The organism is Limnothrix sp. PR1529, from assembly GCF_002742025.1.
In the GTDB taxonomy this organism is placed as follows: domain Bacteria; phylum Cyanobacteriota; class Cyanobacteriia; order CACIAM-69d; family CACIAM-69d; genus CACIAM-69d.
On the sequence record NZ_LIRO01000074.1, the window covers coordinates 1 to 14,847 of the forward strand.

Consider the following 14,847-nt stretch of genomic DNA (forward strand, 5'->3'; position numbering starts at 1 on the left):
CGAGGCAGCGGAACCCCTCTTCCGGCGATCTCTGGAAATCTGTGAGCAAGTGCTGGGAGCCGACCATCCCAACACCGCTGCCAGCCTCAACAACTTGGCAGGACTCTACGAATCCCAGGGACGGTACGAGGCAGCGGAACCCCTCTTCCGGCGCTGCTTGGAGATTGTTCTAGAAAAACTCGGTCAAGACCATCCCAACACCCAAACCGTTTTGGGAAATTTCGTCACCTTCGTGCAAACCGTCATCGAAACCGATCGCGCCGCCGAACTCTCCGACCACCCCCTCACCCAATCCATCCTGCAACAACTCACCACCCCACCCAACCCGTAGGAGCGCATCGCCATGCGCCCTCCGATACGCGAGATCTCCGCAAACCCATTCGGTTCAAACGATCAATCCTGGCGGAGGGCGTACAGCGGTACGCCCCTACCCGATACGGGAAAACCGATTCTTGTGGAACCACATCGCCATGCGCCCTCCGATACGCGAGATCTCCGCAAACCAATTCAGTTCAAGCGATCGCCCCTAGTAGAGGACGTACAGCAGCCGTTGGCTGCAACTTTCTGCACCCTTCCGTGTCGGCCGCTCCTTCGCTGGAAACTACCCTTCAGCCTGCCATTGCTGAAGTAACCAAGCGCTGACCTGGCCGTGGTCGGCCTCGCGCGATCGCCGCAGGGCTTCTTCAAGAATGTCCAAACTCAGGCCCAGCAACACGATCGATTCTTGGATCCGCCGACTGCCGCGCTCAATAATTTCAAACCCGAGGATCAGCGCCTCCGCCACATTCACCACCCAATATTCCCGAACGCCCAAATCTTCATAGAGCAAGCGTTTGCGCCCACAGTCATCGGGCAGGGTGCTATCGGAAATTTCGATCGCCAAGTCCGGCGGCGGCAACTGATCCAAGTCCACAATCTTGGTTTCCCAGTCCAGCGATCCCACCCGATCACCCACATAAACTGATAAATCCGGTTGAGCTTCCCGTAACCCAGCTTTCCGATAGGTGCAATTGTCGTGGCCATCGATCGGCAAATTCCGCAAAGCCGCGTACAGCCCAAGGGCCGCAATGATAATGAAATGGTCACGGGAGTGGGGGTTTCCGACGGGAGACATTTCGAGCCTCATCATTCCGTCGTGATAATAACCTTTTATTTTCTCACTGGCTTGGGCGATCGCTTGCTGATATATCTCCCAATCTGCCTTTTGCCAGTCATCAGGTGAGTCTTGAGCAATCACATCGCCCCCTTCAACCAGTTCGGATGCCGGTGTGGCGGCCAATGACTGAGGCTGATCAGATGCAGCAGCCCCAGCGGCAGTCCTAGCAATTGTTGTGGAGCGGTTGGGCCGGATGGCAACCATGGCGGGCAAGTGGGGGCGATCGACTGCTTGGATTTTAGCAATCTCTCCGTTCAGACAGAATCAGACAGGATTGGTTCTCTGAGCCTGCCACCATTCAGCCTGAGCGATTGATCCAGCCCGGTGAAAAAATTCCCCACCCTTGCCCCGCCCATTCGATCGTTGGATCTGCGATCGGCGGAGCGATCCCCTTGGGCGATCGATTGCAGACATGAACTTAACTTTTTGAAACAAATCGTAATCATTAGAAAAAACAATTGGTCACTGTATGTAAAGTTTATTAAACTAAAACCAGGTGAGTAATTATCCCTACCTACTCCTCATCGAGTTCATACCCGACCTTTGCAGCCGGGTGGAGTCAATGGACGCAACATTTCCCTGGTTAAGTTTGATTACGCTGCTGCCTTTGGTGGCGGCGCTGCCAATTCCCTTCCTGCCCGATCGCGACGGAAAAACAATCCGTTGGTATGCGCTGGCAGTGGGCATTGTGGAGTTGGCCCTGATTTCCTACACCTGCTTCGGGCAGTTTGATTTCACCAACACTGAGTTTCAACTGGCGGAAACCTACGCTTGGTTGCCGCAAATTGGCTTGAACTGGTCTTTGGCGATCGATGGCATCTCCATGCCGCTGGTAGCCCTGACCGGTTTGGTCACCACCCTGGCGATCGGCGCTTCCTGGAATGTCACCAAGAAACCCCGCCTGTTCTACACCCTGCTGCTGGCCATGTACAGCGCTCAGCTTGGGGTGTTTGTTTCCAAAGACCTACTCCTGTTCTTCTTGATGTGGGAACTGGAGTTAGTACCGGTCTACCTGCTGATTTCGATTTGGGGTGGTGCGAAGCGTCGTTACGCTGCCACTAAGTTCATTCTCTACACGGCTCTTGCTTCCCTGTTCATCCTGGTGGCAGCGCTGGCCATGGCCTTCTCGGGCGGCCCGGTCACCTTTGATATGGATGCCTTGGGGCTGAAGAACTACTCCCTGACGGCGGAACTCCTGCTTTATGCGGCTTTCTCGATCGCCTTCTTGGTGAAGCTGCCGGCCTTCCCGGGTCACACCTGGCTGCCCGATGCCCACGGTGAAGCGCCCACGCCCGTTTCCATGCTGCTGGCCGGTGTGCTGCTGAAGATGGCGGGCTATGGCTTGATTCGGATGAACATGGAGATGCTGCCGAATGCGCACATCTACTTTGCGCCGGTTTTGGCGATCCTGGGTGTGGTGAACATCATCTACGGTGCGCTGAACGCCTTTGCCCAACGGAATTTGAAGCGACGGATTGCCTACTCGTCAATGTCCCACATGGGCTTTGTGTTGCTGGGGATTGCTTCTTTCACCGATGTGGGTCTGAGCGGCGCGGTGCTGCAAATGGTGTCCCACGGGTTGATTGCGGCGGCGATGTTTTTCCTGACGGGCGTAACCTACGAGCGCACCCACACCCTCTCGATCGACGACATGGGCGGCATTGGGCAAAAGATGCCCCGCACCTTCGCGCTGTTTGTGGCGACGACCATGGCTTCTTTGGCCCTGCCCGGTATGAGCGGTTTTGTGGGTGAGCTGACGGTGTTCCTCGGCTTAACCACCAGCGAGGTCTATAGCGCTCCGTTCCGGGCCACGGTGGTGGTGTTGGCGGCGGTGGGTGTGATTCTCTCGGCGGTTTATCTGCTGTCGATGCTGCGGGAAATTTTCTACGGCAAGGAGAATACGGCTCTGACTGATGTGAATTGGTCGGATCTGAAGCTGCGGGAACTGGCGATCGCCCTGGTGTTGTTGGCCCCGATCGTGGGTGTGGGTATCTATCCCAAGCTGGCGACCCAAACCTATGAAATGAAGTCTACGGAAGTGGCTAGCCGAGTGCGGAGCAGCTTCGCGATCGTGGCAAAGGCCCAGGATTCCCGATTCTACTCAGCGGTGCTGAATGCTCCGAAGCTGGCGGATACGGAGTTGGCGGCATCGGTACGCACCAACTAAGGATCGCTAGCTAAGGGTCTCTAGCGAAGGCTATCAATGTTGCCACTGAAGGGGTGACGAACCCCTGACAAATCTCGATGAGATGATTCCATAATCCCGATTTTTCCCTGGTGGAGAATCGGGATTTTGTTTTGATCACCAATCAGCAGCCGTGCGATTCTGAGTTGATGGAATTCCACGGTGATAATTTTACGGATACTTACAGATACCGTTGACTTACCCCTTGATTAATCCCTTGGCTAATCCTTGGGGTTTCCTGGTAATGGTTTTCTTTGGCAACCCGGCGACTTTGGTGCAATGACTCTGGAATTCTTTTTGGCAGATGCGACTGCGACCCAAGCCCTGGGCCGGGCGATCGGGCAGATCTTGCGGCCCGGTGCGGTGATCCTGCTGGATGGAGAGTTGGGAGCCGGTAAAACAACGTTGGTGCAAGGTTTGGCGGCGGGGCTGGGCATTGCGGAGCCGGTGGTGAGTCCCACCTTTGTGCTGGTGAATGAGTATTTGGAGGGGGCGATTCCGCTGTATCACTTTGACCTCTATCGGTTGAGTCCGGAAGAGGTAGAGCCGCTGGTCCTGGAGCAATATTGGGAAGGGGGCGAGGTGGCTGCGGGAATTGTGGCGATCGAGTGGTCGGAGCGGTTGCCGGAACTGCCGATCGATTACCTCCAAGTGGCCTTGCGATCGGGCATGACGGGCCGTCAGGTGTTGATTGAGGTGGTGGGCGAAGTGCCGGGCTGGAACCCTCGACATCTTGAAGATCTTTGCGCAAATTTGGGCGGACTCACGCTGAATCAGGAATGATGGAGGGTGGGCGCTGGTCTGTGGCGAGGTGAACTTTGAGTGAATGCGATTTCCTCATCTCCGATGCTCCTGTGGCGTTCCCGTCCTGGATAACTTGATCAACTCAGTGGGTAAGCCAACCGGTGACGCGCTTCTCTAGTCCGCCGATCAACTGGAATCGATCGCTGCCAACCAAAGTCGGTGCGGCAGTGTTTTTAAGTGTTTTGGGGGGCTGGTTTCTGTGGGCGAGTTGGGAGCCGTTTCCCTTGGCCAAGGTGGCGAGCTGGGCCTTGGCTGTCAGTCTTTTAACGGGGATGACTGCGGCTTGGATTTGTAGTCGGGCCTTGGACTCCATCCGCCTTGCTTGGGTGCTATTGAGCTGTTTGGATCAGGAGTCTTCTTTTACGGGGGGCTTGGCGGCGAAGGTCAGCGCCCTGACGCAATTGGACGATCAGGATGATTGTGCGCAGTTTGTGCGGCTCACCAGTCGCTTGCTGGTGCGGTATGGCGATCGATTGCAGTTTTTGGAGCGACAACGATTAGCCCTGGAAAGTTGGCTCCATGAACATCGCGATCGACTGATTTTGATGGAAGCGGAACAGGAAAAATTGCAAGTGGCCCTCGCCCAGGCCCAAGACCGAATTCGACAGTTGGAAGGCGTTGATCTGGAAACGGGTTTGGCGAATCATCATCGCTTTTATGAAGCGTTGCAGCACACTTGGCAACAGGCGCTGCGATCGGAACAGGTGCTATCGATTGTGGCCTGCGAGGTGGATCATTTGGCGGATTGGGTGAATCTCCAAGGCGAGGCCTTTGGTCAACAAACGATCCACAATCTGGCAACGGTCTTAAAACAACAGGTGCAGCGCAGTTCCGATGTGGTTGGCCGCGATCGGGGCGATCGATTCTTGATTCTGCTGCCCAACACCGACTCGATCGGCGCTTTGGCCGTCGCGGAATCGATTCGCCATCAGTTCAATCGCTGCACGACTCAGCAGGCCATGACTCCCACGGCTCACCATTGGCCAAGCCACTACGATGAGGCTCCGGCTTCTCCTTGGGCTGCCGGTTCGTCTTTGCATCTGGATATGGATTTTCCCCCAACGCGCGATCGGCCCCGGAACAACTCCAACACCGCCAATGACCGGGTTCATGCTGGGCAAGAGGCATCCAGACCGATCAATACCAACATTAATGTTGGCAATGTCGGCAATGTTGGCAATGTCGGCATTGATGCCAGCGCAGATTTAGCCGATGCGTTCTTGGTCACTGGTTCTGAGGCTGCAATGGCTGCTGAAGTGGCCCCTGAAGTCTCTTCCGAAGTCCCTGCCGGAGCGCCAATGGATCGCTCCCCGTCCGCCCAGGAGCCGATCGCAATCGCTGGCGGAGAAGTGACCCTATCCTTAGGCATTGGCACGTTAGTGCCTGACCTCCAGCAACTGCCCGATGCGGCCGTGCGATCGGCTTTGCGGGCCCTTGAACGGGCCCGTCGGCATGGGGGGAATTGCGTTGAGATGGACGGGCTGGAATATTAACCCGGTTGTTGGTTGTATTAGCTGGTTGTATTAGCTGGTTGTATTGACTGGTTTTGTTCGTTGATTCTGTCTGCTGATTTTTTGTGGGTTTGGTTGGTCTCGGTCTGGCTCTGTTGATCCCTTGGTATAGATTGGGGTAATCGATGGATTGGAGTAATCAGCAGTTAAGTTATGGCTACGATCGCATAGTTCAGATGGTGTGTTAGCAGTGAATCGCAATTGGTGGATCGCAGGCACGGTCGCGTTTAGCTTAGGTCTTGGCATTGGGGTTGTGACCGATCGCCAATGGCAAAAGGCCCTCGGTCTCGGAGCCATTGCCCTGTCCGGTGCAGCGGCGATCACCGCCTTAACGCCCGATCGCTCCCGATCGCAGTCCGAACCCTGGGATCCGCGCCTCAGGGAAACCATCTCCCCCGAATATGCCAACTGGTTACCCAGCGATCGCCGCCCACCAACCATCAACCCGCCCCTCAGCAGCGACCTCGCCAGCGCCTTGCGTGTGGAGGTCGATCGCCTCGAACGAGAACTAGAACAATCCCTCACCCGTAAGCAGCAACTCGAAGCCGTGATTGGTGTGCTGCGCAAGGAAAAAGAAGCAATTCAGTCCCAAATTGATGAAGGCAGCGGCCGAACGCAGAAGGTCTATCGCGTTTTGGCTGATTTGGAAACCCAGCGCCAGCAACTGGAAGACAAAATTGCTCAGCATCAAACTCAATTAGCCAATCTTGACAGTCGCAAGGCAAGCATGGAGCGCGACCTAACTCAGGTCGATCGACTGCGCGCCGAAACAATTGCCCTAGAACAAGAGGCCCAAGAGCGCCAAGCCAACCTCAGCAACCTCCGCCAGCGAGAACAAACCCTCCTCAACAACTGCACCAGCCTTGAGGCCCAAGCGGCCGAACTCAGCGAGCGCACGGCCACCCTCACGCGATCGCTCGCTGACACCATGCGAGAACAGCAGAGCGTAGAAATGACCCTGCAACAACAGCAAGCGGCCCTCGAACAAATTCGCACCCAAGCCGATGCCCATCACCGGCGGCGCTACGAACTTCGCCAACAGATCGAAACCCTGCAACAGCAATACGACGGACTGCCCTCCACCGTCGCTAAACTACAGGCAGAGCACGATCGACTCGTGGCCCTCTGTCGCGATCGGCAAGTGGAACTAAACCAAATTCACGAAAATATGGCCCAAGCTCGTGCTCAGCAGCAAGCAATCCAAGCCGAGTTACAGCGCGATCGCCAAGCACTCCTAAGGGTCAACCACAAAAAACAACAGGAAACCAACTCCTTGCGGCTGTGGCTCAGTTTTCTTCTCAAAGACCTGTCTGCTAACGAGCCACCAGCACCCAAGCACCGCCGCGCCCCCCGCAAACCCAACGCCTAGTGGCAAGTCAGGTAAACTCGCTTAAAAATTGGACTATAACTGCTGAACTCACGGCTCAAACCGGCGAACCCATGAACCAAACTTGAGCTTGGCATTGAATTAATGTTGTTAATATTGATCTGCCATTGATCTTAAATTGTTTTATTTTGAGTTCGTTTTGAATTTATTTTGATTGTTTACGAATATTGCTCCAGATTCGCTGCCAACCCCCTTGACTAGTATTTGATCAAAAAGAAATGAGCATTTTTTTGATTACAAAGGAAGCAACAGCAAAACTCAAAGAGGTTTATAACCGCAATCCTCTCTTTCTCTTAGAGCACATTTTTGTTGTTTTCTTTCTCATTCGCTACTCCCTTGGCATTCTGGAGGTTATTTTAACCAATGGAGCCAGTGAAGGTGATGGGCAAGATATCTTATCTTTTAATTATAAACCAAGCGTGGCGCTCTATTTTTTGAACTACATCGTCACTAATATTTTATTAATTATGCGATGGAAAAAAGTCATTGTGATGCTAATGGCAGCTCCCACAGTGGTTTTTCTCATTGCCATGTTTCCCATTTCATTTCTCTGGTCGATCGAGCCGTCTAAGACCCTTAATGCCTCGATCGCCATGATTGGCACCTTTCAATTTGGTCTTTATCTCGCCACTCGCTATTCCCTCAGGGATCAAGTGCGCATCTTGGGAGTTATGTTTGGTATTTCCCAAGTACTCTGCTTCGTCTTTGGTGTTGCCCTGCGTAAATATGGCGTGATGGGCGCAGTTCATGCCGGCAAATGGCGTGGCATCTATTCCCACAAAAATCAACTGGGTAAAATGATGGCCCTCGCTTCCGGGGTCTTTGTGCTGCTTGGTATTTCCGAAACCTATCGACGATATCGCTATTTAGCTTGGTCTGGCCTCCTCACTGCCTTTGTTCTTATTCAACTCTCTGGCTCCAAAAGTCCCTTTATTAATATTGGATTGCTGATTGGCATGAGCGCATTTGGCCAGATTTTTCGCCTACCACACAAATGGATGGTTCGCTGCCTAATTTGGTCAGCCGTCATTGGAATTAATTTATTTTTTTATTGGGATGACATCGTAATCAATATCCTGGGCGCGTTAGGTAAGGATGCTAGCCTAACAGGTAGAACAGATGTTTGGGAATTTGTGATCGATCGAATCAAAGATCGACCAATCCTGGGTTATGGCTTTGGCACATTCTGGAATGGCTTAGATGGGAAATCAGCCTATGTTGTTCGCGCAGTTCGGTGGCCCGTTCCTGATGCCCATAATGGATTTTTGGAAATATGTATTGATTTAGGTCTTGTGGGCTTAGCAGTTTACGTTTGGGTTGTTTTCCAAACAATTGTCAAAACCATAGCGCTCATGCGTGCCACCAAAAATAACGAATATATTTGGGTTCTGATGTTCTTTACCTACAGCACTGTTGCTAATCTTTCGGAAAGCTCCTTGCTGTTTCGTAACTCTTTGCCAAGTGTCATTTTTGCCGCTGTCTCCTTCACAGTGGCAGCAAACTATTATCAACAATTTAAAGTCAACCCTCCAAATTTTTCCACTCAGATTCCGGAACAACCCTTGCCCGAGACCGCTGAGTTCTTGTCGGATGAGTCAAGAGTTGGAATTGAGTATAAGTCCAATTCTTGATTACGAGAAAAACTGAAGGTACTTTAAGAAAATTCAAAATACTTACTTCTAGGCAAATTCTTTAAGAAAAATTCACTTTTTACAAATTACAAATTCTTCTTGATCAAAAATAAAAATTCCTCGAAAATTCTCAAAAAATTCTACAAAGCTAAATACAAATCAATTTCGGCAATGCAGTATAATAATAGCGAAAATCCTTGGCTTACAATGGGTGCTTGAAACATAACCTGAGAAGTTGCTTGAACATTACTTCAGGCTTACAAAACTTCAATCTTGAAAATAGAACAATTTATCTCATGATTGAGAAACTTTTTCTTGATTTACTTTTTCCTGATTCAAATAAAATCAATCAGAATAATTGTTCAGTGCCTTGTTTTCAACTGTCCTGTTTTTAAAAGAACCCTTTGAGTCAGTATTTCGCTTGAAGATGCTCAAAAATCGATAACCTAGCTCTGCCTTCAACACCAGTCATCCCATGCAAATCGATAATTCTCAAAATCTGTCTTCCTTTGCAATCATTACGCCAAGCTATGATCAAGATTTCCAACGCTGTCAACTTCTCTGCAAAAGTATATCGCGATTTGTTCAACCACCTTTCAAGCATTACATTGTTGTAGAAAAGCGCGATCTAAAACTGTTTTCACAACTCAAAAATCAACACACAGAAATTATTATTGTTCAAGATCTGCTCCCTTTTTGGCTTTTTAGGCTACCCAAAATCCGAAAAACCTGGTTCAGCCTAAAAGGAGTTCCAGTGCGTAGCTGGATTATGCAGCAAATTTCCAAAATCGCACTTTCTAGAGTCATTGATGAAGAAATTTCAGTATTTTTGGACTCGGATGAAATGTTTATCCGAGACTTTGGCATTTCGAACCTGGTCAAAAATAACCAAGTTCGATTCTATGCTGAGCCAGAGGGCAATCCGATCGGAATGGATACGCCACATCAACATTGGCATCAATCGGCTAGCCGGTTATTGGGTTTAACGGCAACAACCATGCCAGCTCCCGACTACATTGCTGATGTGATCACGTGGAAACGAGAAAATGTAACAGCAATGTGTCGTCACATTGAGCGAATTTATCATCAATCATGGTTCGAGGCAGTTTCAAAAACCTGGCATTTTTCTGAATACACACTCTATGGAACCTATATTGACCGGGTGCTTCAAGACCGAAGCGGTCATTACTGGGATCCAACCAAAATTCTCAATTCCTATTACGATCCCAATGTGATGACCGAAGAAGAGTTGCGCAACTTTGTTAACTCAACTCGACCTGAGCATGTTGCCATCATGATTTCTGCTAAGGCTAAAATAGCAGTTGATCGATACGCGAGCTTGTTAGAGCTTGAATAGACTGGTTGCTAGGGGTGTGCACGTGTAGTCGATCGCTCTTCATGATGGATGGAGGGTAACTGTTGAGCGAGTCGAAGAAGCCAGCATACGATCAAAAACCCTCGGGCTACTTTCAATGATTCGGTTCCTGTCCACAAATCTTGATAAAGGATGAAAATTTGGCCAGGTTTGTGGGGGCCCGCTGACCAACTCCTTGGGCAGCAGTGATGTTCTTGATAGTGATGTTCTTGATCCTGAGACCGCCAAAACTAGCTGACTATTTGGGGCATCCCCCTTGTTCTGTTTTTGATCAATATAAACGGGCAATAGTTCCATGAATGTTGCATTGATCGGCTGTGGATTTGTTGCTGATTATTATGTGCGAACCCTCGAAAATCATCCTTCATTAAAAATTCTGGGCGTAATGGATCGAGATTCAGCACGCACAGAGCATTTTTCTCAATTTCATAAACTTCCTAAGTACCCCAGTTTGGAAGCGGTGTTGGCAGATGAGCGCGTGCAAATTGTCATCAACCTAACCAATCCTCGCAGTCACTACGAAGTTTCCAAAGCAGCTTTGTTGGCGGGCAAACATGTTTACTCGGAAAAACCGCTGGGGATGACTTTTGAAGAGGCCAAAGAACTGGTTGAACTAGCGGAATCTAAGCAACTGGAAATTTCCGGTGCGCCTTGCAGCCTTTTGGGCGAAACGGCACAAACGATTTGGAAAGCTTTGCGCGAGCAAGCGGTTGGCCAAGTCAGCTTGGTTTATGCAGAAATGGACGATGGGTTTGTGCCTGCGATGGCTTACCAAACCTGGCTGAGTGAATCGGGAATACCGTGGCCCTACAAAGATGAATTTGAAGTGGGTTGCACGTTGGAACATGCGGGCTATTACTTAACTTGGTTACCTGCTTTCTTTGGGTCGGCTGTTAGCGTCACTGCCTTTGCGGATTGTACGATTCCCAATAAGGGTGTTGATCATCTAGATCCACCCAATACGCCGGATTTTTCAGTTGCCTGTATTAAGTTTGCCTCGGGAGTTGTGGCTCGCTTGACCTGTAGTATTGTGGCTTCCCACGATCACGAATTACGAATTTTTGGAGATCAGGGGGTGATGTATACGGAAGATTGTTGGTTTTATCGATCGCCCGTTTATATTAAACGTCGTCTACGAATTCGTCGCAAAACGATCGAGGGGCCGCTCGCGCAACGTTACCCATTGGTGGGGCCAGTCACCAAACGGCAAAAGTATCGGGGCGCTCAACAAATGGATTTTGCGCGGGGAATTGCCGACTTAGCCGAGGCAATTGAAAATAAGCGATCACCCAGGTTATCAGGACGCTATTCATTGCATGTGAATGAAATGGTCTTGGCCATTCACTACGCAACGGCTCAAGGATGTACCTATCAAATGCAAACCGATTGTCCGGTGGTGGAACCGTTGCCTTGGGCGCTTTGATCGTGAGGCTCTGATTCAACGAGTCATCATCGCAAAATGAGGGATCACGGGCGTTTTAGGGGCGATTGGTGAGTGCGACTGATTGAGTGTGGCTAATTGAAGGTGATCAATTAAATTTTCATGAAAGTTTCCATCTGCGTTGCCACCTATAAACGACAAGATTTACTGCATCAACTGATCTTGAGCTTGCAGGCACTCAAGTTTGAGCAAATTGCAACTCCTGAAATTGAAATCATTGTGGTTGACAATGATGCAAATGGATCGGCGCGCGAAACCTTGTCCACTTGGCAAGAAAGCTCCCGCTGGCCAATTCGCTACGATGTTGAAATGCGATCGGGTGTGACCTATGCCAGAAATCGCACCATTCAAAATGCGGCTGAAGATAGTGACTTCATCGCCATCATTGATGATGATGAACAAGCTTGCCCCTCTTGGCTAGAAGCACTTTTGACTGCGCAAGCGCAATTTCAAGCAGATATTGTGGGCGGGCCAATCTTGCCCGTATTTCAATCCAATCAAGTGCCCAACTGGATTCATCAGGGGCAATTCTTTGCGCCTCCTGCCTATAAAACAGGTCAGAACTTGCATGTGGCTTTCACGAACAATGTGTTGCTCCCTGCGCCGTATCTGAAGCAAATGCCCTGTGTTTTTGATGAGCGATTTGCGGTGGGAGGTGGAGAAGATACGCATCTATTTATGCGTCTCCATCAAGCGGGCCTAAAAATTGTTTGGTCAGCAGAGGCGATCGCCTATGAGTCGATTCCAGCTAGTCGAACCACGTTTCAATGGTTGTTACGGCGTAACTATTGGGGTTGGAGCATTTACAGCTTGGTTGAAAAAGAACTCTACCCACAGCCCAAGATATTTCTAGTTCGGCTCTGCAAAGGGCTTGCGTTAATGATTTTGGGAATTCTGGCACTAATTCCTGGATTATTGCGAGGAAAGCATCATTTATATCGAGCTTGTATCCGAACGGCGCAGGGAGCGGGCACAATTATGGGATTACTGGGACGCAGAACCACTTGGGTTTAGCGATCATCCAAGCTCAATTTAATAAAGTTTAGTGAGGGATTGTTGATGCTGCTAAAACCTGATAGCTAACTCAGAATTTCAATCAAAGCTTAATATGTAAATCTCTCAGTGTAGATATCCTCAAAGTTGAATACATGATTGATAAATATTGATAAGCTTAGGTGAACAAAGTCCGATGAATAAAAAATTTCTGAGGTTCCAGTGTCTTGGGAATTGGCAAAGCGTGCTGAAGCACCAGCCCAAAATCTGTTGAAAATTGGAGAGGTGCGATCGCGCAGTGGTTGCTCCATTCAAACGATTCGCTACTACGAAAGTTTGGGACTGATCCAAGCGATCGATCGAACGGCTGGCGGGTTTCGGTTGTTTGCACCGTCCACGCTCGATCGCTTGGCCTTTGTGAAGCAGGCCCAATCTTTGGGCATGAGTTTGCAAGACATCAGTGAGCTGTTGACGGTTTATGACAGTGGCAATGCTCCCTGCTCAACGGTGAAGCATAAGCTGCGAGACAAGTTGGCAGATTTGGATCGCCGCATTCAATCGCTTCAGCGGCTGCGGGACGAGTTGAAATCCCTGTTGGCGGTGGCGGATGACTTGGAACAATCCCCGGGCAATATTTGTCCGATTGTGGAGCGAGCAAGTCAGCTTCATCAGGCGATGGAGGGTGCTGCTTTGGAGGCGGAGACTGCGGCTACTCAGGGTTCAACGATCGCCCAGTCATCGATCGCCCAGTCAACCCCGCCGCCGTCTGCTGCTGCCGGTTGCTGTGCGAATCGATCGCCAAACCCTGGCACTGAACCTTGAAGCCGATCGCGCCCTCTAAAATCTTCAGAATTGCCCGTTGCAAGCTGCCGCCAGAATGGCGCAAAAGTCATGCCCAGTCTTACTCGTGTTGCTAACCGTGCTGCTATTGGTTGGGCCGTTGGTTTAGGGCTGGGGTTGGGGTTGCCGGTGGCAATTGCGCCCGAGGCGATCGCCCGGGAAGGGCCGCCCAAGGCCGAGCCGGTGCAAATGTCCGTGTCGCCAGCTGTGGAAACTTCGGCTTCGGAGGCTGCGGCGGCAGCCGTCACCAGCGGCAGCGATGCACTGTCCGATCAACCCTTGGGGGATCCGGTGGCCGTGGAACTGGAGCCAACCCGAATCTTTCGACGGACGGGCTGTTTTGGCGATCAACCCATGGCCACCGATCAGGAAATTCGCCAACAGGGCCTGACTCCGCCTAGCCTCTGGCTCACGCGGGATTTGCTGGGGGGAAAAATTGTCGATCGCTGGACGATCCACCGGGGTGATGAGCAATTGCCGCCTTGGGTGGAAGTGACGTTTAATTTGCAACCTTGGAATAATTTGGAATACCCGCGCCAATATGCCTACCTGAATGAATTTGGGCGAGTGGCCAGGGAATATGGCTTTAATGTGCGAGTTTGCAATGGCTCGGGCGATGCGCTGGCGGCCCAGTTCTGCGACTGGTCACAAATGCGGGCGGGGGTCACTTGTCCGATTTATCTGCCGGGGGGATTTTCGGCGCGGGCACGATCGCGACTGTTTTAGCGGGGTCGGTGGGTTTGGCATCAAGGCCACCCAGGCCAATGCGCGATCGCCACTCGTCTCGCAGTTGGTGCAAGACGGTTCCCGGCTCTACAAAATCCAGCAAGTCCTTGGCGAGGGTGTCGGGGCCGTCATCTCCCCAAGTGCAGCCCGCTTCGAGAGAACTGCGGGTGGTTTTGGCGATCGCTAAGCTACCAAAGGCCGCCGCCGCCGCCTGCACCAGGGCCGCCCCCAGGTAACCGCTGAAGCCGTCGCTGCCCGCTTGGAGCGATCGCCCGTCATTCCCACCCAGGAAGCCGCCCCCCACTTCTCCAAGCAACATGGCTCCCAAGCTAACCAAGCCCGTTTTCCAAAACGACTGCCAAGCCGATCGCACCAGGGGCAAGCCATAGAGCCGCGACAGCGATCGCACCAAAAACCAATCCACCAACACCGCCGCGATCGCATCCAACAGCACAAAGGGACTGAGGGCCACGATTACGGCCTTCACTTGAATGAATCGCCAAGTTTGGGCCTCCGCATCGTCGCGCAGGTGGGTGAGGGTTTTTTGGGCGATGGTTTGCTGGGCAGTGCGGGCCTGCATCAGAGCATTCAGGGCCAGCAGGGCTTCTCCTTCCCGATCGATGGTGGCCAAGATGGCCGATCGCAAGGTCTCAATCTCCGGTGGGGGCGACTCCCAACCATAGGTCACCCGGCCATCGGGCCATTCTTCCCGCACTTGAATTGGAGCCGGTTCCGCCGCCGCCAGCACAATTTCATCCACGGGCAAGAACGGATCCCAGCGACGTTCGGCGGGATTGC

General features: G+C 51.5%; 13 protein-coding genes. 11 read left to right on the forward strand and 2 right to left on the reverse strand.

Annotation, left to right across the window (positions count from 1 at the left end):
• Positions 1-331 (forward strand): tetratricopeptide repeat protein (locus AMR42_RS12030; RefSeq protein WP_143473050.1); only part of this gene is annotated, 331 nt, incomplete at its 5' end.
• A gap of 270 nt (positions 332-601) precedes the next feature.
• Here the strand turns inward: AMR42_RS12030 and AMR42_RS12035 are convergent.
• Complete coding sequence (locus AMR42_RS12035; protein WP_099533759.1) at positions 602-1,360, reverse strand: Uma2 family endonuclease; 759 nt, start codon at positions 1,358-1,360, stop codon at positions 602-604.
• A 358-nt stretch (positions 1,361-1,718) separates the two neighbouring features.
• On the opposite strand from AMR42_RS12035, the gene AMR42_RS12040 reads away from it, so the two are divergent.
• From AMR42_RS12040 to AMR42_RS12090, 10 genes are all read left to right on the forward strand, one after another.
• Positions 1,719-3,323, forward strand: coding sequence for an NAD(P)H-quinone oxidoreductase subunit 4 (locus AMR42_RS12040; RefSeq protein WP_099533761.1), 1,605 nt, complete (start codon positions 1,719-1,721; stop codon positions 3,321-3,323).
• Positions 3,324-3,620: 297 nt separating this feature from the next.
• Positions 3,621-4,124, forward strand: a complete 504-nt coding sequence (gene tsaE / locus AMR42_RS12045) for a tRNA (adenosine(37)-N6)-threonylcarbamoyltransferase complex ATPase subunit type 1 TsaE (protein WP_099533778.1) — start codon at positions 3,621-3,623, stop codon at positions 4,122-4,124.
• Positions 4,125-4,246: 122 nt separating this feature from the next.
• Positions 4,247-5,638: a GGDEF domain-containing protein gene (locus tag AMR42_RS12050; protein ID WP_099533762.1), complete on the forward strand. Its 1,392-nt coding sequence runs from the start codon at positions 4,247-4,249 to the stop codon at positions 5,636-5,638.
• Positions 5,639-5,846: 208 nt separating this feature from the next.
• On the forward strand, positions 5,847-7,025 hold the full coding sequence (locus AMR42_RS12055) for a hypothetical protein (protein WP_099533764.1): 1,179 nt from the start codon (positions 5,847-5,849) through the stop codon (positions 7,023-7,025).
• Between the two features lie 236 nt (positions 7,026-7,261).
• On the forward strand, positions 7,262-8,674 hold the full coding sequence (locus AMR42_RS12060) for an O-antigen ligase (RefSeq protein ID WP_099533766.1): 1,413 nt from the start codon (positions 7,262-7,264) through the stop codon (positions 8,672-8,674).
• Positions 8,675-9,149: 475 nt separating this feature from the next.
• Positions 9,150-10,031, forward strand: a complete 882-nt coding sequence (locus AMR42_RS12070) for a DUF6492 family protein (protein ID WP_143473051.1) — start codon at positions 9,150-9,152, stop codon at positions 10,029-10,031.
• Between the two features lie 313 nt (positions 10,032-10,344).
• Positions 10,345-11,472, forward strand: coding sequence for a Gfo/Idh/MocA family protein (locus AMR42_RS12075; protein WP_099533772.1), 1,128 nt, complete (start codon positions 10,345-10,347; stop codon positions 11,470-11,472).
• A gap of 120 nt (positions 11,473-11,592) precedes the next feature.
• On the forward strand, positions 11,593-12,504 hold the full coding sequence (locus tag AMR42_RS12080; protein WP_099533774.1) for a glycosyltransferase family 2 protein: 912 nt from the start codon (positions 11,593-11,595) through the stop codon (positions 12,502-12,504).
• 201 nt (positions 12,505-12,705) lie between these two features.
• Complete coding sequence (locus AMR42_RS12085; RefSeq protein WP_234406969.1) at positions 12,706-13,305, forward strand: heavy metal-responsive transcriptional regulator; 600 nt, start codon at positions 12,706-12,708, stop codon at positions 13,303-13,305.
• Positions 13,306-13,374: 69 nt separating this feature from the next.
• Positions 13,375-14,049 (forward strand): hypothetical protein, encoded by a 675-nt coding sequence (locus tag AMR42_RS12090; protein WP_099533776.1) that lies wholly within the window; start codon positions 13,375-13,377, stop codon positions 14,047-14,049.
• Here AMR42_RS12090 and AMR42_RS12095 read toward each other — a convergent pair.
• The coding region (locus AMR42_RS12095) for a DUF697 domain-containing protein (protein ID WP_143473052.1) at positions 13,988-14,847 on the reverse strand (860 nt) is incomplete at its 5' end. The genes AMR42_RS12090 and AMR42_RS12095 overlap by 62 nt on opposite strands.

Excerpts from the sequence above, each read along its gene's own strand:
- AMR42_RS12075 (WP_099533772.1), top strand. The coding sequence starts at position 10,345 with ATGAATGTTGCATTGATCGGCTGTGGATTTGTTGCTGATTATTATGTG.
- tsaE (WP_099533778.1), top strand. The coding sequence starts at position 3,621 with ATGACTCTGGAATTCTTTTTGGCAGATGCGACTGCGACCCAAGCCCTG.
- AMR42_RS12080 (WP_099533774.1), top strand. The coding sequence starts at position 11,593 with ATGAAAGTTTCCATCTGCGTTGCCACCTATAAACGACAAGATTTACTG.
- AMR42_RS12090 (WP_099533776.1), top strand. The coding sequence starts at position 13,375 with ATGCCCAGTCTTACTCGTGTTGCTAACCGTGCTGCTATTGGTTGGGCC.
- AMR42_RS12040 (WP_099533761.1), top strand. The coding sequence starts at position 1,719 with ATGGACGCAACATTTCCCTGGTTAAGTTTGATTACGCTGCTGCCTTTG.
- AMR42_RS12060 (WP_099533766.1), top strand. The coding sequence starts at position 7,262 with ATGAGCATTTTTTTGATTACAAAGGAAGCAACAGCAAAACTCAAAGAG.
- AMR42_RS12070 (WP_143473051.1), top strand. The coding sequence starts at position 9,150 with ATGCAAATCGATAATTCTCAAAATCTGTCTTCCTTTGCAATCATTACG.
- AMR42_RS12035 (WP_099533759.1), bottom strand. The coding sequence starts at position 1,360 with ATGGTTGCCATCCGGCCCAACCGCTCCACAACAATTGCTAGGACTGCC.